The organism is Spirulina subsalsa PCC 9445, assembly GCF_000314005.1.
GTDB classification, from domain to species: Bacteria; Cyanobacteriota; Cyanobacteriia; order Cyanobacteriales; family Spirulinaceae; genus Spirulina_A; species Spirulina_A subsalsa.
Genome location: NZ_JH980292.1, coordinates 4,099,525 through 4,125,656 on the forward strand (window position 1 = coordinate 4,099,525; position 26,132 = coordinate 4,125,656).

At 46.0% G+C, this 26,132-nt stretch carries 25 protein-coding genes, 1 tRNA gene and 1 pseudogene; 16 read left to right on the forward strand and 11 right to left on the reverse strand.

Going from position 1 to position 26,132, the window contains the following annotated elements:
- Window positions 1–322: 322 nt before the first annotated feature.
- The 3 genes from ctpB to SPI9445_RS27795 form a co-directional block, all read right to left on the reverse strand.
- Window positions 323–1,684: a carboxyl-terminal processing protease CtpB gene (gene ctpB / locus SPI9445_RS0118665; RefSeq protein ID WP_017306298.1), complete on the reverse strand. Its 1,362-nt coding sequence runs from the start codon at window positions 1,682–1,684 to the stop codon at window positions 323–325.
- A gap of 256 nt (window positions 1,685–1,940) precedes the next feature.
- Complete coding sequence (locus SPI9445_RS0118670; protein ID WP_017306299.1) at window positions 1,941–2,405, reverse strand: NUDIX hydrolase; 465 nt, start codon at window positions 2,403–2,405, stop codon at window positions 1,941–1,943.
- Window positions 2,402–2,740, reverse strand: a complete 339-nt coding sequence (locus SPI9445_RS27795) for a hypothetical protein (protein WP_017306300.1) — start codon at window positions 2,738–2,740, stop codon at window positions 2,402–2,404. The genes SPI9445_RS0118670 and SPI9445_RS27795 overlap by 4 nt, the downstream gene beginning before the upstream one ends.
- 47 nt (window positions 2,741–2,787) lie before the next feature.
- Here SPI9445_RS27795 and folD point away from each other — a divergent pair, with 47 nt between their 5' ends.
- Window positions 2,788–3,660 (forward strand): bifunctional methylenetetrahydrofolate dehydrogenase/methenyltetrahydrofolate cyclohydrolase FolD, encoded by an 873-nt coding sequence (folD, locus tag SPI9445_RS0118680; RefSeq protein ID WP_017306301.1) that lies wholly within the window; start codon window positions 2,788–2,790, stop codon window positions 3,658–3,660.
- A gap of 50 nt (window positions 3,661–3,710) precedes the next feature.
- On the opposite strand, the gene SPI9445_RS0118685 is transcribed toward folD, so the two are convergent.
- Complete coding sequence (locus SPI9445_RS0118685) at window positions 3,711–4,553, reverse strand: Uma2 family endonuclease (protein ID WP_017306302.1); 843 nt, start codon at window positions 4,551–4,553, stop codon at window positions 3,711–3,713.
- Between the two features lie 331 nt (window positions 4,554–4,884).
- Between SPI9445_RS0118685 and purB the strand changes: the two genes are divergently transcribed.
- The 6 genes and pseudogenes from purB to ligA all read left to right on the forward strand — a co-directional run bounded on the left by purB (window position 4,885) and on the right by ligA (window position 13,089).
- Window positions 4,885–6,180, forward strand: coding sequence for an adenylosuccinate lyase (purB, locus tag SPI9445_RS0118695; protein ID WP_017306304.1), 1,296 nt, complete (start codon window positions 4,885–4,887; stop codon window positions 6,178–6,180).
- Window positions 6,181–6,342: 162 nt separating this feature from the next.
- Complete coding sequence (locus SPI9445_RS0118700) at window positions 6,343–8,175, forward strand: tRNA-guanine transglycosylase (RefSeq protein ID WP_017306305.1); 1,833 nt, start codon at window positions 6,343–6,345, stop codon at window positions 8,173–8,175.
- 290 nt (window positions 8,176–8,465) lie between these two features.
- Window positions 8,466–9,560: a DUF262 domain-containing protein gene (locus tag SPI9445_RS0118705; RefSeq protein ID WP_017306306.1), complete on the forward strand. Its 1,095-nt coding sequence runs from the start codon at window positions 8,466–8,468 to the stop codon at window positions 9,558–9,560.
- Window positions 9,553–10,185 (forward strand): annotated as a pseudogene (locus SPI9445_RS27095) (MAE_28990/MAE_18760 family HEPN-like nuclease). The gene SPI9445_RS0118705 and the pseudogene SPI9445_RS27095 overlap by 8 nt, the downstream one beginning before the upstream one ends.
- Before the next feature lie 80 nt (window positions 10,186–10,265).
- A complete protein-coding gene (locus tag SPI9445_RS0118715; RefSeq protein ID WP_017306309.1) occupies window positions 10,266–11,045 on the forward strand; it encodes a DUF1350 family protein in 780 nt (259 codons plus the stop codon).
- Between the two features lie 13 nt (window positions 11,046–11,058).
- Window positions 11,059–13,089: an NAD-dependent DNA ligase LigA gene (gene ligA / locus SPI9445_RS26160; RefSeq protein ID WP_017306310.1), complete on the forward strand. Its 2,031-nt coding sequence runs from the start codon at window positions 11,059–11,061 to the stop codon at window positions 13,087–13,089.
- Between the two features lie 96 nt (window positions 13,090–13,185).
- Here ligA and SPI9445_RS0118730 read toward each other — a convergent pair.
- A tRNA-Pro gene (locus SPI9445_RS0118730) sits at window positions 13,186–13,259 on the reverse strand.
- A gap of 111 nt (window positions 13,260–13,370) precedes the next feature.
- Between SPI9445_RS0118730 and lipA the strand changes: the two genes are divergently transcribed.
- The 4 genes from lipA to SPI9445_RS26165 all read left to right on the forward strand — a co-directional run bounded on the left by lipA (window position 13,371) and on the right by SPI9445_RS26165 (window position 16,877).
- Window positions 13,371–14,243, forward strand: coding sequence for a lipoyl synthase (lipA, locus tag SPI9445_RS0118735; protein WP_026079928.1), 873 nt, complete (start codon window positions 13,371–13,373; stop codon window positions 14,241–14,243).
- 63 nt (window positions 14,244–14,306) lie between these two features.
- Window positions 14,307–14,801, forward strand: coding sequence for a pentapeptide repeat-containing protein (locus SPI9445_RS0118740; RefSeq protein WP_017306312.1), 495 nt, complete (start codon window positions 14,307–14,309; stop codon window positions 14,799–14,801).
- 179 nt (window positions 14,802–14,980) lie between these two features.
- A complete protein-coding gene (locus SPI9445_RS0118745; RefSeq protein ID WP_017306313.1) occupies window positions 14,981–16,267 on the forward strand; it encodes a tRNA nucleotidyltransferase/poly(A) polymerase-related protein in 1,287 nt (428 codons plus the stop codon).
- A 145-nt stretch (window positions 16,268–16,412) separates the two neighbouring features.
- Window positions 16,413–16,877 (forward strand): rhodanese-like domain-containing protein, encoded by a 465-nt coding sequence (locus SPI9445_RS26165; RefSeq protein WP_202803727.1) that lies wholly within the window; start codon window positions 16,413–16,415, stop codon window positions 16,875–16,877.
- A 613-nt stretch (window positions 16,878–17,490) separates the two neighbouring features.
- On the opposite strand, the gene SPI9445_RS31200 is transcribed toward SPI9445_RS26165, so the two are convergent.
- Window positions 17,491–17,652 carry a type II toxin-antitoxin system RelN family antitoxin gene (locus SPI9445_RS31200; RefSeq protein WP_475297052.1) on the reverse strand — a complete coding sequence of 54 codons (162 nt, stop codon included), beginning with the start codon at window positions 17,650–17,652 and terminating at the stop codon, window positions 17,491–17,493.
- A 121-nt stretch (window positions 17,653–17,773) separates the two neighbouring features.
- A complete protein-coding gene (locus tag SPI9445_RS0118765; protein WP_017306316.1) occupies window positions 17,774–18,481 on the reverse strand; it encodes a diacylglycerol/polyprenol kinase family protein in 708 nt (235 codons plus the stop codon).
- A gap of 82 nt (window positions 18,482–18,563) precedes the next feature.
- On the opposite strand from SPI9445_RS0118765, the gene SPI9445_RS0118770 reads away from it, so the two are divergent.
- Window positions 18,564–19,022 carry an ABA4-like family protein gene (locus SPI9445_RS0118770; protein WP_017306317.1) on the forward strand — a complete coding sequence of 153 codons (459 nt, stop codon included), beginning with the start codon at window positions 18,564–18,566 and terminating at the stop codon, window positions 19,020–19,022.
- 342 nt (window positions 19,023–19,364) lie between these two features.
- Window positions 19,365–19,793 carry a lactoylglutathione lyase gene (gene gloA, locus SPI9445_RS0118775; protein ID WP_026079930.1) on the forward strand — a complete coding sequence of 143 codons (429 nt, stop codon included), beginning with the start codon at window positions 19,365–19,367 and terminating at the stop codon, window positions 19,791–19,793.
- Window positions 19,794–20,005: 212 nt separating this feature from the next.
- Here gloA and SPI9445_RS0118780 read toward each other — a convergent pair whose 3' ends face one another.
- The 4 genes from SPI9445_RS0118780 to SPI9445_RS0118795 form a co-directional block, all read right to left on the reverse strand.
- Complete coding sequence (locus tag SPI9445_RS0118780; RefSeq protein ID WP_017306319.1) at window positions 20,006–20,248, reverse strand: DUF4926 domain-containing protein; 243 nt, start codon at window positions 20,246–20,248, stop codon at window positions 20,006–20,008.
- Window positions 20,211–21,407, reverse strand: a complete 1,197-nt coding sequence (locus SPI9445_RS0118785; RefSeq protein WP_017306320.1) for an RNA-guided endonuclease InsQ/TnpB family protein — start codon at window positions 21,405–21,407, stop codon at window positions 20,211–20,213. Before SPI9445_RS0118785 ends, SPI9445_RS0118780 begins: the two co-directional genes overlap by 38 nt.
- Before the next feature lie 50 nt (window positions 21,408–21,457).
- Complete coding sequence (locus SPI9445_RS0118790) at window positions 21,458–21,646, reverse strand: hypothetical protein (protein ID WP_017306321.1); 189 nt, start codon at window positions 21,644–21,646, stop codon at window positions 21,458–21,460.
- Between the two features lie 109 nt (window positions 21,647–21,755).
- Window positions 21,756–23,663 carry a GTPase family protein gene (locus tag SPI9445_RS0118795; RefSeq protein WP_017306322.1) on the reverse strand — a complete coding sequence of 636 codons (1,908 nt, stop codon included), beginning with the start codon at window positions 23,661–23,663 and terminating at the stop codon, window positions 21,756–21,758.
- Window positions 23,664–23,762: 99 nt separating this feature from the next.
- On the opposite strand from SPI9445_RS0118795, the gene SPI9445_RS30760 reads away from it, so the two are divergent.
- The 3 genes from SPI9445_RS30760 (at window position 23,763) to SPI9445_RS26175 (ending at window position 26,117) form a co-directional block, all read left to right on the forward strand.
- Window positions 23,763–24,782, forward strand: coding sequence for a S1C family serine protease (locus SPI9445_RS30760; protein WP_017306323.1), 1,020 nt, complete (start codon window positions 23,763–23,765; stop codon window positions 24,780–24,782).
- A gap of 1 nt (window position 24,783) precedes the next feature.
- A complete protein-coding gene (locus tag SPI9445_RS0118805) occupies window positions 24,784–25,566 on the forward strand; it encodes an SDR family NAD(P)-dependent oxidoreductase (protein ID WP_017306324.1) in 783 nt (260 codons plus the stop codon).
- A gap of 65 nt (window positions 25,567–25,631) precedes the next feature.
- A complete protein-coding gene (locus SPI9445_RS26175) occupies window positions 25,632–26,117 on the forward strand; it encodes an aspartyl protease family protein (protein ID WP_017306325.1) in 486 nt (161 codons plus the stop codon).
- The last annotated feature ends 15 nt before the right edge of the window (window positions 26,118–26,132 follow it).

Consider the following 26,132-nt stretch of genomic DNA (forward strand, 5'->3'; position numbering starts at 1 on the left):
AAATCTACTCTGGCATCTCTAGGGAGTCAGCAACTTGTCTTGTAGTGACACCTCTGGTTTTGCTGTAGGTGCCAGGGACTTCTAAACTTGTTTTCCAACCCTTTCTTAGGTTTCAGGAAAAAGTCATAATTTAAATTAAACTTCTAAGTTTAAGTGACCGTTTCAGATTTATCTTGAAAGCCATCACTTGAACTGATTACCTCAGAAAGTTTGTTTTTCGTGATCCCCGTGCTTATTCTCTCATTATAACGCAAGAATTTGTGTATGGGGAGAATTTACAATCAATTACAATTGACGTTTTTCTCCCCATTTTCTGATACGGTTAGTCGATGGCGGGTTTTCCGTCCTGACGACTGCTCAGAGGGGCGGGAAGAAGAGAGGGGGGTAAAACGGGCTTACGACCGACATTGCTTTGTAAGACAGAAATGGCTTGACGGTATTGGGGATCCCGACTGGTTCCCCAGAAACTGGGATTAGAGCGCAAGAGACGGACTTGATCCCCGGTGAGGTCTAAGGGAACATCAGGGGTAATACCGTTTTGACTGATATTTACGCCACTAGGGGGATAGTAACGGGAGATGGTAACAGCTAACCCGGAACGATCGGAGAGACTATGAACAGATTGTACGGTGCCTTTGCCGAAGGTGCGACTGCCGACAATGACCGCTCGTCCGTTGTCTTTCAAGGCTCCGGCTAGAATCTCACTGGCACTAGCGGAATAGCCATCGACCAAAACCACGAGGGGGAGATTCGTGATGGCGGTGCGATTGGCAGAATAGGCGCGATCGCCTCCTTTGCGGTCTACGGTGCGGACAATGGTTCCGGTTTCCATCCACATCCGGGCAATATCGACACTAGAGAATAATAACCCGCCGGGGTTGCCGCGCAGGTCTAAGACAAAGGCGTTGACTCCTTCTCCTTCTAAACGGTCGATGGCCTTTCTCATTTGTTCGGCCGCGTGGGAGCTAAATTCATCCAGTTTCAAGTAGCCGACTTTGACCTCCCCTTCCTGTTTGAGGGAGGAGTGCAAAACGGGAACTTCTACTTGAGCGCGAGTTAATGTCACCTCAAACAGGCCTCGTCCCGGTCGATTGAGTTGGAGGGTGATGTCGGTGCCTTGTTCCCCGCGAATTAACTCACTGGCCTGTTCAACGCTCATTAAGGCTGTAGACTGACCATCAATTTGTAAAATGCGATCGCCTGCTTGGATTCCTGCCGCCTTAGCCGGAGAATTGTCCACCGGATCCACGACCGTTAAAGCATTGGTTTTTTCATCTAAAGTTAAACGCACACCAATTCCAGACAACTCCCCGGTCGTTTGACTGGTTAACTCCTCAAATTCTTTGGGATCTAAAAAGCGCGTATAAGGATCGCCCAAGTCTCGTAAGGCTTGACGAATCGCCTTATAGGCCTCCCCTTGGGAACTATAATCACGACTTAACAATTCTTGCCGTTTCCGTTGCCAGGCGGCTTGGTCAAAGTTACGACCGACAAACTCGTTATTGACAATTTGCCAAACTTCATCAATGACAATTTTTGGGCTATCTTCTAAAGCCGCTTTGACAGTTGACGTTAGACCAACCGTAACCACAGAAGTTGCAACCAAAGTGGCGAGCGCACCATAAGTGAGGAGACGGGAGGATAAACGGGTGAATTGGGATCTCAATTTGGCTTGATAGTTCATGGAAGGGTGTGCTGAACAATGATTAATGGCAGTGAAGCAATATAGTAAATAAAACCCTACAGAAGTTTAATCGATACAGTCTGCAACCAAAGGTTTATTACAAGACAGGTTGATCACGGGGTTGGTTGCTGGGCGTTATTCTTCCGTAGGCGAGAGCAAGCTAACTGTGTCAAAATGACTTGAGCCGATGCCACCGGATAAATTTTCCCTGAAAGTTTGGGTGCGTGGAGCATAATGCAACACACTTTAGAACTTTTTAGGGATTTGGGGAATATTTTGACCAATCCTCAGAACTCTCTCCTATAAAATCTAACAAAATTTGACGGTGAAGAGGGCTAATGGGTCGTACTGAATTAGCTTTTGAGGAAAAACACGCTCCTCGTTCAATATCTGCTAAACTCAATAGCCCCCAGTCTTGCCCTTCACACAATTGCAAATCGGTTAGGGAAACAGTAAGGGGAAGGGCAAAAACATGACGAATGACCCGTTGATCAGAATAACAACCGAATTTGTAGGGGTCATGGGTTAAAGTATAACGAATTTCTTCCCATAACTCCCGTTTTAATCCTTCGGCTGGTGTTTCTCCTGGTTCAAGATGGCCGCCAAAAAACGCCCAATATCCGGGGTAAAGAATGGTGGGGAGGTCATCCCGTAGCTGCATCAAGAAACGCCCGGGTTGGTAGAGCAAGGCAACGGCAACGGGGATCAAAGACGAATTCATGGGCGTTCTAGTTCCTGAAGATACACTTCTCCGAGATCTAAACCGTCTAATTCTAGGGGTTCATAGATCACTTTCCCGGTGACAGAAAGGGGGCGACCCGATTCAGGTAAAGCCTGTTCGGTAAAGACCCAAATGCTGCCGCTTTCATCTTGGAGTTGATAAGCTCCTCCGGTTAAAAAAGGGGCTTTTTGTTCTACGTTTCCCCTGACGGTGACTGAAGTTCCGGGAGATTGATTGGGGACTTCTGTTAGGGGGGTAAAATCTCCTGAGAGGGGGTTACAGGCGATCGCACTGCCTAATACTAAAGGGAATAGTAAGAGTTGACGTATTGACATAAATTTCCCGTACAATCCAAAGTCTACAATCTCATGATTTAAGTCCGATGGCTCAACTTTTAGATGGTAAAACCCTAGCCCAAAAAATTCAGGAGGATCTGAAAGCGAAAATCCCGGACTGGGTAGACAAACAGGGTAGACCTCCGGGTTTAGCGGTGTTGATGGTGGGGGATAATCCCGCCAGCGCCGCTTACGTTCGTAATAAAGAGCGGGCTTGTGAGAAAATCGGCATGGCCTCCTTTGGTAAGCATTTCCCCAGCGATACGACTCAGGAAACCCTCAGCGAGGCGATCGCACAATTGAACCAAGATGAACGGGTAGACGGCATCCTGGTTCAGCTTCCCCTGCCGAAACATCTCGACGATGTGACCCTGTTGCACCAAATCCACCCCGACAAAGATGCAGATGGCCTCCATCCCCTCAACCTAGGGCGACTCCTGCGCGGAGAAGACGGACTACGCAGTTGCACCCCGGCGGGCGTGATGGAAATCCTGAAAGCCTATGATTTAAGTGTAGCCGGGAAAAAAGCCGTTGTGGTGGGTCGGAGTATTTTGGTGGGCAAACCCTTAGCCTTAATGCTGTTGGCGGAACACGCCACCGTTACAATGGCGCACTCCCGCACCCCCGATTTAGCCTCTGTTACACGCGAAGCCGATGTTTTAGTGGCGGCTGTCGGTAAACCCAATTTAATCACCGCCGAGATGGTAAAACCCGGCGCTGTGGTAATTGATGTGGGGATTAACTCCGTGCTGAATGAGGAGACGGGGAAAAAGCGTTTAGTGGGTGATGTGGACTTTGCCAATGTGGTCAATGTGGCCGGAGCCATTACCCCTGTGCCGGGAGGCGTCGGACCAATGACGGTGACAATGTTGTTACAGAATACCTTTTTGAGTTATTGCCGTAAGTTGGGCGTTAATTAGGGCTGGCTGAATAACTGGGTTAGGGAGCAGGGGGGCAATCGTTTTAAAACTTAAATTTCATCGGGATTAATCCCGTTTTCCATGAGTAAGCGTCGGAAACGTTCCGCTTGTTCTTCTGCTGCTTCTCTAGCCCGTCGTTCCCGTGCTTCCCGTTGTTCGGCGGACTCTCTAGCCCGTCGTTCCCGTGCTTCCCGTTGTTCGGCGGACTCTCTAGCTTGCCGTTCCCGTGCTTCCCGTTGTTCGGCGGACTCTCTAGCCCGTCTTTCCTGTTCCGTCGGCGTAGGAATCCAATCCCCCGAACTCCCATAGAAACGTAACCATAAACGATTCACATTCTCATAAGTCCCTTGCCACAAACCCACTCCTAATTCCAATCCCTCCAACCACCAGCGATTCTCCCTTAGTTCTACTTCCACATAGCGAGGGGATTCGGCTGTTGCTCCCCTTTCTAATTCAAACCCTCGAAACCCCCCCATCGTCCGGTCATATACTACATAGTAGGGGACACTCAGAATCTGCTCATACACCTCCCATTTGGTCGGTGTTCCATCCGCCCCCCCTTCCACTTGTCCTAAATCCTGATCTTGGGTACTTGGGGATAATAATTCCACTACCAGAGAAGGACTAACTCCTTCTTGCCACACCACATAACTTAAGCGCAAGTCTCGATTTTCGTATAAGCGAGGCACTCCCACCACCCCAAACCAGTCGGGGCGTTTATATCGTCTGGTGTGGTTCTCATCGTAATAAACATTGAGATCCATTGCCGAAAAAACCTGTTCTGGGTCGTAATTGCCCGGTTGAAATGTCAGACGCAGTAATTCGGCTTGTAGGGGGTGGAATTGGTCGGGCAAACCCGGTTCTCCTACTTCTTCACTGGGTAGATCGTACATTGTAGGCAGGGTTTTCTGCCTTGGGGTGAGATTAACCATAGCACAGCCATCAGGACATTTTGACTCATCCTATCGTTTTAGAACTTAAATTTCATCGGGGTTAATCCCATTTTCCGTGAGTAAACGTCGGAAACGTTCTGCTCGTTCTCTCACTGAGATCAAGTGATTCCCCTGTTCTCCACCCGGAGCAAAGTTATTCAGCAAGCCTTAATTATCAGTTCTCAAAATCTTGCTGTTCACAGTGAACGAAATTATTAAGTCTTAATGCAAAATGGGGAGAAGATACCCTTGAGTAGTAGAATATGAGCGTTGTATTCCAAGAAGACCCACTGTGATCGAACGCTATACTCTGCCCGAAATGGGTGAATTGTGGACAGATACCTATAAATATAAAACATGGCTACAGGTAGAGATAGCTGTCTGTGAAGCCCAAGCAGAGTTAGGTCAAGTTCCTTCAGAAGCGATCGCAGAAATTAAAGAGAAAGCCAATTTCGAACCGCAACGCATCCTCGAAATTGAGGCCGAAGTCCGTCATGATGTCATCGCCTTTTTAACCAACGTTAACGAATATGTGGGGGATGCAGGGCGCTATATTCACTTAGGCTTAACCAGTTCCGATGTTTTAGATACGGGTCTAGCCTTACAGATGGTGGCCAGTTTGAATCTGATTTTAGAGTCCCTCGAAGATTGTATTCAAGCCATCCGTTACCAAGCCCAACAACATCGTTATACCGTGATGGTGGGGCGTTCTCATGGTATCCATGCCGAACCCATCACCTATGGTTTTAAATTAGCAGGGTGGTTAGCGGAAATGTTGCGGAATCGCGATCGCCTCGTTCACTTGCGCCAAGATATAGCCGTTGGCAAAGTATCCGGGGCAGTGGGGACTTATGCCAATGTTGATCCTCGGGTAGAAGCGATCGCCTGCCAAAAACTAGGACTCGAACCCGATACCGCCTCCACTCAAGTTATTTCTCGCGATCGCCACGCCAACTTTATTCAACACCTCGCCCTCGTTGCTGCTTCCATCGAACGCTTTGCCGTTGAAATCCGCAACCAACAACGGACCGATGTTTTAGAAGTAGAAGAATTCTTCGCCAAAGGACAAAAAGGCTCATCCGCCATGCCTCACAAGCGCAATCCCATCCGTTCAGAACGATTAACCGGACTGGCGCGGATTATACGCGGGAATGCCGTAGCTGCCCTAGAAAACGTCGCACTCTGGCATGAACGGGACATTTCCCATAGTTCCGTAGAACGGATGATCATGCCCGATAGTTGCACCCTGATTCATTTCATGTTGCACGAAATAACCGACTTGGTGAAGAACCTACAAGTGTATCCCAATAACATGGAGCGCAATATGAACATCTACGGTGGCGTAATTTTCAGTCAACGAGTCCTACTCGCTTTAGTCGAAAAAGGCATGAGTCGCGAGGAAGCGTATCGTGCCGTCCAATCCTGCGCTCATACCGCTTGGAATCAGCCTGATGGCGATTTCCAAGCCTTGGTACGCCAAGCACCGACAATCAACACTTACCTATCCTCTGATGAAATTAACAAGTGTTTTGATCCCCAAGAACACCTAAAAAATCTAGACCAGATTTATCAACGTTTGGGCATTTAATCTATTAAAAGGATTACCCCCCACAGTTTAAAACTCCCTTACCTTATTAAGAGGTAGGGGATTGTTGTGATCGTTAGCTTATTCCGGGGGTTTCAGTTTCCCTTGAAAGGCACGCTATTATTAACACAGGAAACCTCAACACTATCTCAATCATTCCGAACTATGTTTAACTCTCAAGATTTTGAATATGGTCGATTGGGTTCACTCAAAATTCAAGACTACACTATTCAAACACCTTTTTTATTCCCTGTTGTATGTCTAGTGACTAGCACTAAAGCTAGTGGTGGAGGGATTTGGAAATATATTCTTCATGCTAATAATGACAACGGACTATTAACCCGGAATATCCCTGTTATGTCCCAGGTACTTCATTTTCTGAATTTCATTGCCAAAAAATATAAGGGAGTTGAGACATGGCGTAAACTTGGCATAAAAAGACGTTATCTAGAAGATTCTGGCGTTCAATATAATGCTCCTATTTTCCTAGACTCAGGCGGTTTTCAATTATTGTCTAAAAAAAACATAGATTTATCACCTTATGGATTATGTTTAGATGAACATCAAGGATTTCAATCTATCTTAAACTTACAAAAAGATTTCGGTGGTAATATCATTGCTAGTTTAGATTATCCGATTCATCCAAAGCTCATTGAATCTGAAGCCAAAGAGCGTATTAATAAAAGTTTATTTAATGCTATTGAAGCAGCTTTACTGCTTCAAAAATCTACTAAATGGAATCCTTTTTTTTATGTAGCAGTTCATGGTCAAAGTCGTCAACAGATTGAATATTATGTTAGACAAGTTTTCAAAAAAATCAATCATCCTATTGGTTTGGCAATAGGTTCTCTTGTTCCACTAAGAGGAGCAAAGAAATATGAAGTCATTGTGGATCTTTTAAGAGGGGTTAAGAATAGTATTCCTGAAGACAAAAAAAATATAACACCCATTCATATTTTTGGAATTACAGGAACATTAATTCCTTTATTATCTTATTTAGGAGTGGATACATTTGACTCTAGTTCTTATGTACAGGAAGCGAGGAGTCTAAGTTATCTTGATCCACACAATAGAATTCCTCATCCTATTCTAGAAATGGATAATATAATTTGTAACTGTCAAATCTGCCAAAAAGCAAATTTAAAACATATCCAAGAAGCTTTTATTTCTGATGTTAAAGGTCGCCCTGTCCATCATGGTTACTATAAGAGTAAATATTATGCTGATCTAGCTTTACATAACCTTGAAATGGATTTCAATCTAGTGCAAACTACCAAAGCAGCGATTAGGGCAAATGAGTTGCAAGAGTATATTATAGAGTATACATCTCAAATCCCTCATTTACGTTCTGCCGTGAATGCTCTTGCTTATGAAGATCAATCTTTACAAACTAGATTATCTCGTGTTGTTGTAACCTGTCCTCGCAACCTAGAAGTTGTGGATAATCAACAGATCGTTTCTTTGAAATATAAGCCAGAAGATTTTAATATTTCCCAAAAATCCTTTCAGCCTTCAGACAAAAAGCGCATTTTACTGATTATTCCTTGTTCTGGTGGTAAACCTTACTCTCAATCTCGTTCCCACCGCTTCATTAAAGAACGTCTGGAAAAAAATCTTAGTGATCGACAAAAACTTATTCATAAAGTCACTCTTTCAGGATTATATGGACCAGTGCCAGAAGAATATGAACAAGAAACACAGATTGTGGAATATGATTTCCAATTAGATCCCCTGGATGAGGTACAGATTGATTTAGTAGCAAAGCGTTTAACGACTTATCTAGAATGTTACAAGACACATTACCATGTGTGTATTGCTTATGCTACTAGCAAAGCCTACAGAATAGTCATAGAAAAGACTGCCAAAGAGTTTTCCAATTTGGTCGTTTTACCCGATAAACCGAAAAGTCGCCGCCTTACGGAATTTTTTCGTAAAGAAAATGTTGCAGAACTTGTAGAAAAAATTAAATCCGTTTTAAATGAGGTGGAGTTGGGATAGAATGGCTAAAGTGTACTTCATGGCTTAGTGAATCCATGCCATACCAAAACCTTTACCTTCTCCTTGAAAACTTGTTTGCTTGGTTCAACACAACGAACGTGGATCTAGATCCTGAAGCAGTTTAGGAGGAATATGGTGAGCAGATCCATCAGTTACTTACTCAAGAGGAGCTTAGAAACGAGTTTACTAATCTCGGAAATGACCTGCAATTGCCTAAAGCATTGGAAGTGACAAGACTATTAAAATATGAATAGTACTAAATTTAGTGAGTAAGAAAGAGATAAAAGTAAATGGATGATTTGAATAAAATAATTGACAAAAAAATTGGCGAAGTTCGTACTGAATCGTTAGATTTTAGCTTTGGTGAAATTGTTAATATGCACAAGGCAGACGAACCAGAAATTATCATTCAACCTGATTATCAGCGTCTTTTTCGTTGGACTGATGTTCAAAAATCACGCCTGATTGAATCTATACTCTTAGAACTACCTATTCCTCAAATTTTTGTTATAGAAAAAGAGAATGCGGTTTTAGAACTTATTGATGGATTACAAAGAATTAGCTCAGTCATTCAGTTTATTGATCCCAAAAGCCTAGGAAAAGAGCCTTTAAAGTTACAGGGGTGTGACTTGATAGAAGAGTTAAATGATAATACTTTTGAAGACTTACCCTTAAAATTAAAGTTGTTAATTAAACGCTCTTCGGTTAGAACTGTAATTATTAAGAGGCAAAGTCAGTCCTTTTTGCGGTACAGTATGTTTAAGCGCTTGAACACTGGAGGAGCTATCTTAGCACCACAAGAAATCCGTAATTGCTCGGCTAGAGTAATGGGAGATGAAGGTGAGAAATTTTATAAATTTCTCCAAAAGATGGCAGACTACCCCAGTTTTGTATTGTGTACTAAAATTCTTCCTGAGCAAGAAAAAGAAAAAAAAGGCGATGAAGAGCTTGTTTTAAGATTTTTTGCGGCAAAGAATGATCCTGAATCATTTAAAAGTAAAGTTCCGGATTGGCTTGATATATATATGGAAAAAGTGATTACCCGGAAAATTGACTTCCAATATGAAAAAGAAGAGAGGGAGTTTAAAAAAGTTTTTGATATATTAGGAAATACTTTAGGAGAAATTGCTTTTGCTTCCTATAGAAAGAAGAAACCTGTAAAAAATTTATCTCCCGCATACTATGAGGCGATTACAATAGGTACTTTTAGACTTTTAGAACAAATTAGTCGAATTTCTATGGATGCTATCAAACACAAAATAATTAATACTGTTCAAAGTGATGAATTTAAGCAATATACAGGATCGGGAGCTAATAAACCAGAAATGCTCAAAGGGAGAATTAAAGTAATTGAAACAGCACTTTTGGAGCTGATTCATGAGTAATTTTGTCAAACAGTTAGAAGAGGATCTGGACTGGAGAATTGCAGAGTTAGGTATTTTGAAAACGCAAGTTGTCTCAGCACGCAAAGGTTCAGACAGATATCAAGTCATGCTGCGCGCACTCTGGGCAATGCTTTATGCTCATTATGAAGGGTTCTGTAAATTTGCTTGAGATTTGTATTTAGATGAACTCCAAAAAATGAGAATCAAAAGGAAAGATTGTCGAGATGAACTTGCGCAATTTTCACTACAAAAACAATTAAAAGATTTTAAAAAGGATTTATCACCAGAAAAAATTTGGCAATTTGTGACCCGTAATTTCAATCAACTGCTAGAAGAATATATAGAATTTCCTGTAAAGCTAGAAACGCGCTCTAATCTGCATCCTAATATCTTTAAGGAGAATATAGTTCAAACGGGAATTAGTTGTAGCTTAATTGATACCTATGAAACTGAACTTAAATCGTTAGTTGGGAGAAGAAACAAAATTGCTCACGGTCAAAAATTAGAGATTAAAGATATTGATGAATATCAGAAACATGAAGATGCTGCAATAGAAGTGATGCACGAGTTGGCGTTGGCTATTGTTGAATGTTTAGATCAAAGACTTTATGTCAAAATTCCATAATTTTTGCTAAAGTGGTGAGTTGTTGGGTTTCACTGTTGCTGCACCCAACCCACGGATACCATTCTTTTTCCCACAAAACAATGGACTGGCAAGAAATTTCTGGTGGATGGGTGTTAACGCCCCCTAATCCCAAGGGTATCGTTCACTTTCTAGGAGGGGCATTTATTGGCACCGCACCCCATATTACCTATCGTTGGCTGTTAGAAGCACTCTCTCAAGCGGGGTATGCAGTCATTGCTACACCGTTCCTCAACACTCTAGATCATAACGCTATTGCCCGGGATGTTCTCAATCGTTTTGAAACTATTCTGTCCCGTCTGCAAGCGAAAAATGCCCTCGGTCAGCGCTACCTGCCGATTTATGGCCTAGGTCACAGTATGGGGTGTAAACTCCATCTGCTCATTGGCAGTTTATATAGTGTGGATAGAGTGGGCAATATTTTGATGGCTTATAATAATTATCCGGTAGAACGGGCTATTCCCTTCGCCCAACAATTTCAACTGACTCCGACCTTTAATCTTGAGTTTACTCCTTCTCCTGAAGATACTTTAGATTTAATTCACACCGATTATCAAGTTCGCCGCAATTTAATCATTAAATTCCGTCAAGATGACTTGGATCAAAGTTATGATCTTTTACCCATTTTAGAGCCGAAATTCCCTCAGATGGTGTCTATGCAAATCTTACCGGGGAATCATTTAACCCCGATTCCTCTGGGGCCTGACGTGAAATGGAATGCGGGGTCGTTTTTCACGCCGTTGGATGCCGTGGGTCAATGGTTTAAGCAGGAAGTGTATCGCGATTTAAACCGTTTGAAAGATGAAGTTTTGCGCTGGTTAAACCCCGTTAAGTTGCATTAATTGAGGATGGATTATGCCAACTCCTGAACAAGAACACCGAATTATTCAACTGCGGATTCAATTGCAAAAGGCGGGTTATGCCTATTATGTGTTGGATGATCCCATTATGCCCGATGCTGTTTATGACCAGTTATATCGGGAGTTACAAGACTTAGAAAGCCAATTTCCTGAACTGATTACTCCCGATAGTCCGACCCAACGGGTGGGGGATAAACCAGCGACGCAATTTGTCTCAGTTGGGCATAATATTCCCCTTTATAGTTTAGAAAATGCTTTTAATGAACAGGAGTTGCGCAAGTGGGAGGAACGATGGCAGCGTCAAGTGAACGAAATGCCGGACTTTGACTATGTTTGTGAACTCAAAATTGATGGATCTGCGATCGCCCTCACCTACGAAAACGGTCAACTTCTGCGCGGTGTCACCCGAGGAGATGGCATGACTGGGGAAGACATTACCCCCAATATTCGCACCATTCGCAGCATTCCCCTCCGTCTCAATGTAGACCCACCCCCGGCACAAATAGAAGTGCGCGGGGAGGTGTTTCTCCCCCTCGATGAGTTTCAACGCATCAATCAACAACGGGAAATCACAGGAGAATCCCAGTTTGCCAATCCCCGCAATGCGGCCGCGGGGACGTTAAGACAACTAGACTCCCGCATTGTTGCCCAGCGTCGTCTGGATTTTTTCGCCTATACTCTCCATATCCCCTCCCACCCGGAACAACAACCTCCGACCCAGTGGGAATGCTTGGAATTCCTCCATCAGATGGGGTTTCGGGTCAATCCTAATCGTCAACACTGTGGGGATTTGGGGGCGGTATTGGGCTATTTTGACCAGTGGGAGACGGGACGGAAAACCTTACCCTATATGACCGATGGGGTCGTGGTCAAGTTAAATGACTTGGCCTTACAGCAACGACTGGGATTTACCCAAAAGTTCCCCCGTTGGGCGATCGCCCTCAAATATCCAGCCGAGGAAGTCAGTACACAAGTTCTAAATGTGATCGTCAATGTGGGACGCACAGGCGCTGTTACCCCGATGGCCGTGATGCAGCCCGTCCAAGTAGCGGGAACTACCGTCCAACGGGCTACTCTGCACAATGAGGATCGGATTCAGGAATTAGATTTGCGGGTAGGGGATAGGGTGATCATCCGCAAAGCAGGGGAAATTATCCCCGAAGTGGTGCGGGTGTTAACGGATTTACGGCCAGAGGGGACAAAACCCTACGAAATGCCCACCCACTGCCCGGAATGTGGTTCGCCCTTAGTCCGTCCGACGGGGGAAGCGGTGAGGCGCTGTGTGAATAGTTGCTGTCCGGCCATTTTGCGGGGGAGTTTAATCCATTGGGCCTCTCGGGATGCGTTGGATATTAATGGGTTAGGGGAGAAAATTGTGGAACAGTTGGTCGAAACAGGTCTAGTGCGGTCTTTGGTGGATTTGTACAGTTTGGAACCAAAGGCGATCGCCCAACTGGAACGGATGGGGGAAAAATCGGCGGAAAAGTTAGTGAAGGCGATCGCCCAATCCAAACAACAGCCCTATTCTCGCGTTCTCTATGGGTTAGGCATTCGTTATGTAGGGAAAGTCAACGCAGAAACCCTCAGTCAAAGTTTCCCCACCATTGAACAACTCAGTCAAGCCACTGTGGAAGACTTAGCGGCTGTCTACAGTATTGGTTTAGAAATTGCCCAATCGGTTTGGCAGTGGTTCAGAAATGAGGCTAATTTGCAACTCATTCAAGAGTTACAAGCCATGGGGTTACATTTAGCGGATCGGACTCCAACGGTTGCCCTTTCTGAAGAAATGCCCCAACCTTTCGCGGGGAAAACAGTGGTCATTACCGGAACCTTACCCACCCTCACCCGCAAAGAAGCGGAAACGTTAATTAAACAAGCCGGGGGAAAAGTGAGTAGTTCAGTGAGTAAAAAAACTGATTATGTTTTAGTCGGGAGTGATGCGGGATCTAAGTTAACCAAAGCCCAAGCGTTAGGCATTGCTCAACTGGATGAAGAGACTTTAAGAGATATGCTTAAAAAGGGGTAATTGTCAAGAGGCATTCACCCACCCCACCCATTCAACGTCACCATGAGGACTGAGTAACCCTGCTAGACCCTAGACTATATAAGGTTTTAAGTTCAATCGGGATGACTGGATTTGAACCAGCGGCCCCTTCGTCCCGAACGAAGTGCGCTACCAAGCTGCGCTACATCCCGAAATAATCGCTTAAGAGAGCCTCAGCCCATCCCAAGCATTTCCCATAGTACCACACTCTAACCTTTCTTGATAACATGGGGGGGTTAGTCTTTTCAGGTGAAGAACAGAACGTGGTCGTAAAACCAGAGTGGTTAAGAGTAAAAGCCCCCCAATGGCAACGAGTGGGGAGTGTTAAAGAGATTCTGCGGGATTTGGGACTCAATACGGTCTGTGAAGAGGCTTCTTGTCCCAATATCGGGGAATGTTTCAACGCCGGAACCGCTACTTTTTTGATTATGGGGCCGGCCTGCACTCGCGCTTGTCCCTATTGTGATATTGATTTTGAGAAGAAACCCCAAGCCTTAGATCCCCTGGAACCCCTCAATTTAGCCGAGGCCGTCAGTCGCTTGCGCTTAAATCATGTGGTGATTACCTCTGTAAATCGGGATGATTTACCCGATGGGGGGGCAACTCAGTTTAAACGCTGTATTGAGGCTGTGCGGAAGATGTCCCCTCAGACTACCATTGAGGTGTTAATCCCGGATTTTTGCGGTAACTGGGAGGCGTTAAAAATTGTCTTAGAGGCCGCTCCGGAGGTGTTAAATCATAATACGGAAACAGTGCCGCGCTTGTATCGTCGGGTACGTCCTCAAGGGGATTATGAGCGATCGCGCCAACTCTTACAACTCGTCCGCCAACTCGCCCCCCAAATCTACACCAAATCCGGAATCATGGTGGGATTAGGAGAAACTGACGAGGAAGTGCGGCAAGTCATGGCCGATTTACGAGCCGTAGACTGTGATATCCTCACCATTGGTCAGTATTTACAACCCACTCAGAAACATTTAGGCGTGCAGGAGTTTGTCACCCCCGAACAATTCGACGCTTGGCGCGACTATGGCGAAAGCATCGGGTTTTTACAGGTCGTATCCTCCCCCTTAACCCGGAGTTCCTATCATGCCGGAGAGGTACAACGCTTGATGAAGCAATATCCCAGAGCTTAAGCGGGTCAGGGTTTGATACAATCGAAGAGTTGTAAACTTTTATGAAGAAAATTAAACTATCCCATGCTCAGAGTGACATTTGTTGTTGCCTTTTTCGTGATTAGCCTCCTGATTGGGGCGATCGCACCCCCAGCCCAGGCGGCAAGTTCTTCCTTGATTCGCGCCTTTGATGATGTGGAAATTCAGGCCAAGGAGTTTGGGGGACAAAACTTAGAAAAAGCCGAATTTGCCAACGTAGATTTAGAAGGGGCAAATTTTAAAGAGGCCAACCTCAAGGGAGTCACATTCAACAATTGCGACCTCAGCCAAGCCGACCTAACTGGGGTGGATTTTTCTAATGGTATTGCTTATTTGAGCAATTTCCGAGGCGCAAACCTGAAAAACGCCGTACTGAGTGAAGCCATGATGCTCCGTTCTAAATTCGAGGAGGCCGACATTGAAGGGGCCGATTTTACTTATGCGGTTTTAGATAAAGCCCAAGTCCGTAAACTCTGCACCAGAGCCTCTGGGGTGAATCCTATCACGGGAGTAGCCACCCGAGAATCTTTGGGCTGTTAAGGATCTGTGATCAGGACATCCCCCATCCTCCCTTTCCTTACCCCCTCCCGACACCCACCCTAACAGGTACGGTGCGGGCTTTTTAACATTAACCCCATCCCAGAAACTTATCGAGAAAAAAAACCGTCTGGCTAACTTGGGTTAAGCTGACTTTAGAGGTCTTTCGGGAACTGTTGGGAATGAATGTTCAATCAGCATTAGCAGCATTAACGGGTGAAAAATTGCCCTTCAGTCTGGATTTATTACCCGATCCAGTCTATGTAGTTGGGGGGGCGGTGCGGGATGCCTTGTTAGGTCGTCAGTCCCCCTATTTAGATTTGGATTTTATTGTGCCTCAGAAGGCGGTGGAAATTGCGCGGGGTATTGCCCAACAGTGTCGGGCGGGATTTGTGATCTTAGATCCCGAGCGCAATATTACCCGGTTGGTTTTTGCTCAAGGGACAGTAGACTTTGCCCAACAGGATGGGGAGAGTTTGGAAACCGATCTCAATCGTCGGGATTTTCGGATGAATGCGATCGCCTATAATCCCCGAACACAAGAGTTAATTGATCCCCTCAAAGGACAGCAGGACATCGAAGAAGGGGTCATTCAGGCCATTAGTAAACATAACCTCAAAAACGACCCCCTGCGTCTGTTACGCGCTTATCGTCAAGCCGCTCAGTTGAACTTTACCATCAAACCTCATACCCGTTCCCTCATTCGGAAACTCGCCCCCCATTTAGAACAAGTAGCCGCCGAACGGATTCAACAAGAACTGAACTACTTACTGAATAGTCCCCACAGTCACACCTGGTTTCAAGCCGCTTGGGATGATCATATCTTGCCCATGATCTTCCCAGACTTGAAAGCGAAACATCTCCAAACCTTAGAACCCATTGAACAAGCCGCTTGGTTAGTCGGTAAAATTTGGACAGACTTAGACCAGCAACTCCAACAACCCTTTCATCATCAGTCCCTCTCCGGTTTAAGTTTAGCGAAACTGGTTAGTCTCCTGCCCCAAAAACCCAACACCGCCACCCGTCAACTAGAAAAACTCAAATACTCTCGGGCAGAAATTCGCGCCGCCTCCCTATCTCTGCGTTATCTCCCCCATCTCCTCAATTTCATTAAACAACCCATGAGCCTAGAGGAGCAATACTTTTTCTTTCAGGAGGTAGGAGATACCTTCCCCATTGTGACCATTTTAGCGATCGCCCTAGCCGCCCATCAAGACATTATTCGTGAAACCCGCTTTGTCGGCATTATCGCCCCCTTAATCAACGCCTATCTTGATCCCAACAGTTTAGTCGCCCATCCCACCCCCCTCATTACAGGCAATGATTTAATTGAACAGCTTTGTCTCTCCCCCTCCCCGCAAATTGGCGAACTCCTAACCCAAATTCAACTCGCCCGCATTAAAGGACAAGTACACACCAAAGAAGAAGCCCTCAATTTTGCCCAGCTGTGGCTACGTCGTCAAGCCTAGGTTGACCTCTTTAGCCTTCAGACCCTGATTGTTTCAGTCTAAAATGGGGAACAATGAGAGTTGTTAGGATTCGAGGGATAACAGCATGGTGTCTAAACATTTAGGATCTAAACTTTGGATAAAGTTCCTATTCGGAGGGTTAATCTTGGTCATCCCTCTGTCACTTTTCTATCATGCTCTGAATCCCTTATCGTTCCTACTTGGCAATCCTTCTCATGCCCAACTTTTAGCCCAGTTACCCCCCAGTTTAATCCAAACAAAATCCCCCAGTTCTGAGTTATTCGAGATGACCGTACAAGAGTTAAAGCCACTGGTTGATCATCAGTCTAAAAAGTTTGTTCTGCTCGATGTGCGCAATCCAGACGAACATAATTTTGCTAAATTGCGGGATTCTGTTCTCATTCCCTTACCGGAAATTCAACAGGGTTTCGGGGTAGAAAAATTAAAAAAAGTATTAAATGGTCGTCCTTTAGTCGTATATTGTCGCACCGGAAACCGCTCGGCTGAAGCCTTAGCCATTCTACAAAAACATGGCATTCAGGGAACTAATCTTAAGGGCGGAATTTTGGCTTGGAGTCAAGAAATTGATCCATCTGTGCCGCAATATTAGGGCGCACCATTTTCTAGCACGAGACGAGTTCAGGGGGATGTATACCGCTATTTCATATAGCTAGGGCTTGCTGTTCACTTCGTGACGCTCCGCGAACGCGAAGCGTTGCGTAGCAATATAACTCTACTCTGGATGGGGAACAGGGGGAATCGGAAAAAAGCAAGCCTTTTTGATGATTTATACCTAAAACCTTATTAATTATTCGTAAACTTTACGTCGCTTGAGTTGCTCAACAGGTATCATCTTTCCTTGTGCAACATTTTGTTTGGCTTTTTCAAAAGAATCCTTAAAACCATTGATTCTCAATAGTTCTTCAGTTGGATTATTTTCCTCACACAAAAGCATATAGCCAACCCATCTGAGTCGTGCTAAAAAGGCTCGTCTGCAATCCAAATAGGACAATAGCCCAGAGTTCGCGTCTCATTCAGACTAGCTATATTTATCTAGCTTTTTCTTTTTCATATTCATAAAGTATTTTTTTCTGTTCAATGTCCTTTAGATACATATCACATAAAAATTTAATATGTGATTCCTCTCGATTTTTAATTCTACAAGCGATTACTGTTTATATAGTTTGTTTTCAAATTCATAAGCAAACCTAACAGAGAATAAATTATTCTCTGTCCTTAATTCTCTCCCATAACTCAGAAATCGGTCTAGTTTTACCCTCTTTTACTTCTTGTAAAGCTCGTTTTAAACTAGCTTTAATTCTTGCTACAGGAGTATCATCTAGATCCGATTCGTTTTCTTCTGGTACCAAAAGAATCACTCTCACTCAACTGGGAGTATCAATCTCTAAGCTATCATCTAATAGCAATTGTTTTTGATCGTTAAGTGTTGCCATTACATCAAAAGCTTTCATGATCTGACCTCAACTCAATTTGAAATTCATCCCCTCACAGACTCATCCCCCACCAAGACATGAGATAAAAACATAAACCTGCACTGCCCAGCGGCACCGTCAGATTATCTAAACCAAAATTAGAGAAAGATTCTAACACCGTCGCGGCGATCGCAACCAATCCCGCAATACCCCACAATATCCCACAATTCCCATACACCGACACCAAAATACACAACGTCACCCCAAAACTCACCCCCAGCATCGTCAGGGAGCCTTCCCAACTCTTCCCATTCCCCCAAACCCGGTACTTATGTTTCCCCCAACGTTGCCCCACTAAAGCCGCCAATCCATCCCCCCAAGCCATCACCAGCACCCCAATCACCCCATAATAGGGCAACTGAGGAAAAAAAACCGCCACCAACAAGCCAATACTAATGGCATAGAAAAACGTCCCTAAACTTTGTCGCCCCACACTATTTAAACTGGGCAAAATCGGCAAAAAATAGGACACTAAAGCAATGAGAGAAGCCACAAAGGAAGCCCCCAAACCAATCCACGGGGGAACCTGAAGCCACCAAGCGAACAAGATCACATTGCCGGAGCCAATATGGACAATTTTCCGCGTAAATTCCGCCGTAGTATGAGAGAGACGGTTTAACCCCTCCGCCGTCACTACAATCACCAGTAAATAGCTTGAAACAAGGGCAATGGTAGCGAATTCACCGGGGGGAGATGGGAAGAAAGGCAGCAGAGACGACACAAGATAACCCTCACATTGGTTTGAGCCTACCGCTAAAATACCAGAAAGACATCATCTTTCTGAATCTACCTTTTGAACAATTATGTGGCTTAACCAACTGTTCGATCTCGCCAATCTCTTTGTTTTGCCCTTTTGGGCGTTGATGATTCTCCTCCCTAACTGGAAAATCACCCAAAACGTTATGAGTTCCGTTGTTCCCTTCGTTCCCCTCGCCGGATTATATATCTACTTTTTCGTTCTTTCTTTAAATCCCGATTCCCTCAACTCCTTTGCCGACACTAGCTTAAGCAATTTAAGCGTACTGTTTGGCAATGAACGAGTGATGGCGACGGGATGGGTGCATTATCTGGTGTTTGATCTCTTTGTCGGGCGCTGGATTTATTGGGAAGGACAGAAAACGGGAGTCTGGACTGTCCATTCCCTGATTTTGTGCCTCTTTGCGGGTCCGATGGGGTTATTGTCGCACCTCACCACCGCAGGATTAGTCAAGGTGTTGGGCAAAAAATCAGCAGAAACCCCTGTTGAGTCCACATCGGGTTAATCCATCCCGCATAATGGGAAAAAGATATTTTGATCGGGAGGTGAACTACCCCACCCTGCCGAGGCGGGAGGATGGAGCTTCCTGATTCAATGGGAAGTGATTTCTATACCGAAATATAGCCAGTCTTATCTTCCCTCCCCAGGCAGAAGTCCTAGTTCCGAAGACCCAAATTTTCTCTTGCAACACAGCCCTTTTTAGCTTGGTTTTCGCTTTGGGAGTTAGTGGTCAAGATATATTCATGTTAGCATGGATTCGCTGTCGCTCAGTATATTGCTGGGTTGCTATCCATCCCCTCCCTGCAAGCGAGGAAGGGGAATTCCGCAACATTTTTGTTAAATCATCATGCGAATGCTACACACTATGATCCGAGTTAGCAACTTAGAGGAGTCCCTCAAGTTCTACTGTGACATTTTGGGGATGAAACTCCTACGCCAAAAAGATTATCCGGGGGGAGAATTTACCCTAGCTTTTGTGGGTTATGGGGACGAGTCCGAGAACACGGTGATTGAGTTAACCTATAATTGGGGAACCGATCACTATGATTTAGGCAACGGTTTCGGTCACATTGCCTTGGGAGTGGATGATATTTACCAAACCTGCGAAACGATTAAAGCGCGGGGGGGGAAAGTTGTTCGGGAACCAGGGCCGATGAAACATGGTTCAACGGTTATTGCTTTTGTCGAAGATCCTAACGGTTATAAAATCGAGTTGATCCAAATTAGTAGTCAAGGGAAAGGGGCAGAAAAAGAAGTAGCAACAACGGCTCGTTAATGTAACGTATTCTGTTGGTCAAGAAGCCTTACCTTTGCTGCGCAACGCTGCACGTTCTCTACGAGACGCTACGGGAATCCGTTCGCGTAGCGTCCCGGGGGGATGGACAATCTGAATCGAACAATCTTGCTCCATAGATATTGAACCAAACTTGGTAAGACCGATTCAAATTGTTTTCAACTGTTCTCCTTATGACTTGGCTTAAGTGCGCGTCACGAGGATGCTAAACCCCGCGCTTGAGCGATTTCTCTGTCTCCAATTCCCCGTACTTGAGAACTCAGGAGAGAAACAATCGCAATGGTTTCTCCGGCAATCGTCATAAATTCTACTTCATAGCCCAAACCTTCTTGATGGACTAAGACAACAGTGCCTATATCGCCGGATTTTAAATCATAGTCCGGTAAATCTACGGGTGAACTACCCCGCCCACAAGGGGACGGGGCTTCCCAACTCAACAGCAACCGCCTCTACGGATGACTTACGCCCCCGCTTTGGTCTTACATTGCCTCCTTGGGCAGTATCGCTGGTTCCCAACGATAATATTCGTAAGCCTTCATCTCGAATATTGATAGCTGCATTTACGTCTCTGTCCTGTTGGGTTTGGCAATTGGGGCATTCCCAACTACGAACATCAAGAGGCAGACTATCAATCTGATTGAGGCATACATGACAAGTCTTACTGGACGGGAAAAACCGACCAATTTCTAGATAGGTTTTCCCGTCTTTTTCAGCCTTGTACTTTAACTGTCTGGTGAATTCTGACCATCCACAATCTGAAATCGCTTTGGCTAGATTGTGGTTTTTCACCATGTTTTTGACGGCCAGGTCTTCCACAACGATGACTTGGTTTTCGTTCACCAATTGGCGGGAGAGTTTGTGCTGGAAGTCTTTGCGAGTGTTAGCAATCCGCTCATGCACTCGCGCTACGATACGTTTTGCTTTAGCCCGACGCTTTGAACCCTTCTGTTTACGGGATAACTTTTGCTGCTTGCGTTTCAGGTTTTTCTCTCTCTTCTTGAGCGGTTTGGGATTATCAAATTTAGAACCATCAGACGTAATGGCAAAATGGGCTAACCCTAGGTCAATCCCAACCGCTTTACCTTGGCCGCTTATTTCAGGTTTAGGTAGTCCATCGTCAAAAAGCAAAGAGGCGGAGTATTTGCCCGTCCTACTCATGCTGACGGTAACGGTCTTCAGCTTACCATCAAAAACACGATGAAATTTTGCTTTGACATCACCGATTTTAGGCAATTTAATCGCTTTATCCAACAACTTGACGTGCTGCGGATACTGGATTGATTGCTTACCATGCTTGCTCTTGAAGTTGGGATATTGAGCTCTTCCCTCAAAGAAGCTGATAAACGCCCGAGAAAGATTCAGGGATACAGACTGGAGAACTTGGGAATAACATTGGGCCAACCAAGGAAACTCCTTTTTGAGTGCTGGTAAGCGGTCGTTATACCCCTGTCTTGACAATCCCTTCCCGGTTGCTTTGTAGGTTTCATTGTTCAGGTTTAGAGCGTAGTTCCACCACCTAGCACAGCCAAACGCCTTTGACAAGGCTACTTGCTGCTCAGTGGTTGGATAGATTCTGACCTTAACAACACTTCTCATTCTCCAAGTTTAACACAAAAAGGATTAATGGCAAGACCGATAGATTATTGTCAATCTGCGCGGCATTGAACCGCTTGATTGACTGGCCTTTCATCCCCACCCACGAGGGGATGGGGAGTTCCCGGCAATCTTTTTAAAACAACTCGGTCTAATTCACTAATCATGGGGTTCAAGATTTTAGGTGAATAAATCAAATCGAGCATCTCATCTTTGGCATTGATGTTGCTCTCTCGATTCATTCTTTTTCTTATCAGAGGAGAGTTTTTCAGCCAGCCTTAGATACTGTTGCGCCCCTTGAATGAGATCGCCCCCATAGACCCTCTGGTGTCTAGAAGAGAAACGAGAACCTCATTGCAGACCTTTCAAATAGTGTTGATAACGCTGTTCGGTTTGATCCAAGCTTAAAGATTGCGTCCAATACTCGACTAACGCATGACCAAAAGCCCAAGCTTCTTGGTCAGGGCGATCGCTACTGGCCAATAATAACGGCCAGAGGGCTAACAAATCAAAGGAGGGACTTTGGGCGTTCTTGCTCCCTAACAAACTATAGAGATCATAGGCTAGTTGTAACTTACCAATCACTACGGGTAATTGTTCCACGGGGATCTGTTCGGCGAGTAAATAGGCTAAGGTCGGGGATCCGGTGGTCAGGGTGGAGAGAAACTGAAGAATGGGGCTTTTAAGGAGGGCGGTGAGGCCTTGGGTGGTGGTCATTTGTAGGGTGTAACGGTCGATGAGTTTGGCGGTGGCGATAATCCGGGTTTCGCGATCGCGCAAAAAACGAGCCAGACGGATTTGTTGGGTGGGTGCGATCGCCTCCCACAGGGTCAGAGATAGCGCCTCTATATTCCAAGGGGCGCGCCCAGTCTGCCAATCTTGAGTCACCACAGGCAGGACTTGCCCACAAAACCCCGCCAACTGTTCCCCCCGGTATAGCGTCGCCTCCCGGATATTTTTTTCCTTGGGGCGATCGCCGTTTTGCCAATCATAGGGCGGCTCCCACTCCCGCAGAGGGCGCAACTTGTCTACCTGAGTCACGACCCCCAAAATAGGCAAATCCGAGGCTGTGGCGTGAATCTCCTGCAATAAATCCCCATCCATCTGTAACGCCGGGTCTAAGGCCGGAGTCACCAACAGCAACAAATCCGACTCCTGCGCCGCCTCCAACACCCAAGCCCGAAATTTAGGTTGGTTCACCTGTTCGTAACCCGGTGTATCCCACAAAATGAGACTATCCCCTTGGGGGGTTTCCCAGTGATAACGTTTAATTTGATCCGTACTGGGTAACACATCCACCTCCCCCTGTTGGGCTTCAAACAAGCTATTAATTAAGCTAGTTTTCCCCGCCCCCGTGCGCCCCATAAACAACAAATTCAAGGGCTTTTGGTCTAATTGTTCCGTCGGTTCTGCCGCCTCTAAAATCGCCTGTAAGGTGGTCGTTTTCGCCTTCGCCAGACTGGGGGTAGGAGAAGCCGTTGCTAGATTCGGCGCATCTTGTCCCCCATAGAGTGCCGCCGCTTGACGGGCTAAATTGCGCAGCGCCGTTTCTCGCACCATTTGCCCCAAATTGACCAAGAGTTGCTGAGTGGCCTTTTGATTCGTCCCCTGACTCGCCAGCCGGGCCGCCGCCGCCGCCGGATTGAGGAGCCATTGCGCCCAATTCCAGACCCGCCACACTTTCCGGGCAGAAGGTTCTAATTTTTGATAGAGAGCATAAGCTTGATAGGCTTGTCCCACCGTCACTTGATTTAAGGCCGGACTTAACTGTTCCATCCAACGGTCTACATCTTCAACGGTACTGCGCATTAAACCATAGGCTTGGGGAATGTAAATATTGAGGATGGGATATTGGACTTGGGGATGATAAACTTGCGCCACCTGCACCACCACCTCCCCACAACGTCCCCAAAAGGTCGCCATATCCTCCCAGAGCGGGCGATCGCCTTGAGCTTGGGCTAGAATATCCTCTAGGACTTGTTCCACCCGTTCTGATGCCTCATCCCGGCGTTCTGGGGTGAAGGTGGGCGAGTCTAGACTTTGTTCCCAAGCGACCAGGGGCGTTTCGAGGGAGCTAGGCAGGGATTTAGTCCAGCGCACTAATAACCAACGCCAGCCCACGAAAAGAAGCGTGAAAACCGCCCAAATCCAATTCAGCCCCCAATCATGGATTTGTGTTCCGGCCGCAATGAGCAGGAACAGAACCATCACCGTAATGGGCGTAATTAAAACAATCCATTGCCAAGGTTTAAGTCGCATGGTTTGAGTCCGGGGAACAGTTGATTCATTCTAACCATCAAAAAAATTAGCATCAAATCATCCAGCGCATTCCTAAACAACGTGGGAAGAGTTAGAGCCATGAAACCTGCTTATTTATTCGCCTGTGCCTTATCCTGCTGTTTAGTCGCAGCCCCCCCAATGGGCAAAGAATCTAGCTGGGCTGCCCTCAGCTTTACACAGCCTAGCTTTGCCGCTACTCCTAAGTTTAATCCGACAGAACAGACCCGGATTCAGGTGTACGAGAAAGCCAGTCCGGCCGTGGTCACGATTGACATGGGGAACGGTTCAGGGTCAGGGAGTATCATTCAGGAACAGGGCTTAGTTTTAACCAATCATCATGTGATATCTGGGGCGAGACAAGGGGTGGTTTTAGTCATCACGGCCGATGGTCAACGCCATCGTGGACAAGTGTTAGCCTTAGACCGTGGCAATGATTTAGCCTTAGTACAAATTATTGCCGACCGACGATTCCCCACTATTCCTTTAGCCACTTCCCGGGAGATTCGTGTCGGTCAGGAAGTTTATGCCATTGGGAGTCCTTTTGGCTTGGCGGGAACCTTCACCACAGGGATTTTAAGCCGCATTGCCCCCAACGGGGACTTACAAACCGATGCCGCCATTAATCAGGGCAATTCTGGGGGGCCACTCTTGAACTCCCAAGGCCACTTAATTGGGGTGAATAAGGCGATTTTAAGCACAGGGGGGGGCAATATTGGCATCGGCTTTGCCACCAGTGCAGAAGCGGCACAGGGCTTTATTAATCAACACCGCGATCGCATTGCCCAAGCCCGCAACGTCGCCGTTGAACTAGCCCGACAACCCCAACGACAACCCCAAGCGCGCCCCCCGGCTCCAAGTCGTGACAGTCGCCACAGTTTAGGCATTGCTATCACCTCTGATTTAGTCATCCAACAGGTTCACCAAGGTTCTCTGGCGGCTCGTTTGGGGTTACGACCGGGCGATCGCATTGTTGCCATTAACCGCCGTCGTGTCCATGATATTCGGGATCTCCTCTCCTTCCTCAATAGTCGTCCGGGAGGGGCTGAAATTACCTTTGCTCGCGATCGCCGTCTTGCCACCGTACAAATCCGTTTTTAAGATGTCCACTGCTCTCATTACAGGTGCATCCTTTGGCTTAGGGGCAGCCTATGCCCGCGCCCTCGCCCAGAGAAACTTTAACCTAATTTTGGTCGCCCGTTCTCAAGACCGACTCGAAGACCTAGGCACTCAATTGACCCGAGAATACGGGATTCAAGTCCTCGTTATTGCCCAAGACTTGACCGCCCCCGATGGGGTGGATCAGGTGCTGCAACAAGTGGAAACCCACCACTGGGCGATTGATTGGCTGATCAATAACGCCGGATTTGGTGATTATGGTCCTTTTGTTAAAAGCGATCGCCGCAAACAACAGCAAATGGTACAATTGAACATCGCCGCTCTAGTAGACATGACCCATCAAGTCCTGCCCCAAATGGTCGCCCGAAAACAGGGAGTTATTCTCAACATTGCCTCCATTGCTGCCTTTTGGTCCATGCCCTACCTCTCCCTCTATGCCGCCACAAAAGCCTTTGTTCTCCAGTTTAGTGAGGCACTCTGGGCGGAAAATCAAGATCAAGGGGTGTTGGTAACAGCCATCTGTCCCGGACCCACGCAAACCCGCTTTTTTGAGGTTGCCGGGTTTGACCCTCGCCTCCGTCCTGACCAGTCCCAAAACGTCGCCACCCCGGAATCCGTTGTCGCGGCCACTTTAAGGGCTGTGGAACGGCAAGACCCTGTGATTGTGACAGGTTGGGCGAATAAGCTTTTAATCAATGTACCGCGCTTTCTACCTCGGGAATGGTTAGTTAAGGTCATTGAACCCCAATTTCGTCCGCCGACGTGAGGGACAATTTTTGATCAATTAGTATGAGTAATAAAGAGGATTAGTTCGTGGCTAAACCATCAGCAATGGGAAGAATTCTGACTGATTTAAAGGTTATTAATCGCATTGATCAAGCCAACGCCGAAGATGGTCGAATTCCATCAGATCAAGTGCGTTCCATCCAGCTCAAAAATGTTCTAGTTGATACTGGAGCAACAACCCTCTGTCTACCCAGTCAAGTGATTCTAACATTGGGGCTAAAACTTCTCAAAGAAGTCGATGTGGCAACCGCTAATGGCTTTAGCAAAGCCCGAATTTTTCAAGATGCTAAGATTGCTCTTATGGGACGAGAAGGCACGTTTGAGTGCTTAGAACTGCCCGGTGGTAGAGATCCGTTGCTCGGGGTTATTCCTCTTGAAGCTCTGGGCATTGAATTGGATTTACAACATCAACAGCTAAGACTGTTGCCTGATGAATCGAGGGAAACTTATTTAACGATTTTGTCCTGTTCCATTGACACTCCCCAACCTAAAAGCGACTCAGCACCGTCCTACAGTATGGGTGCTTTCTAGAAAACAGAATCCTTA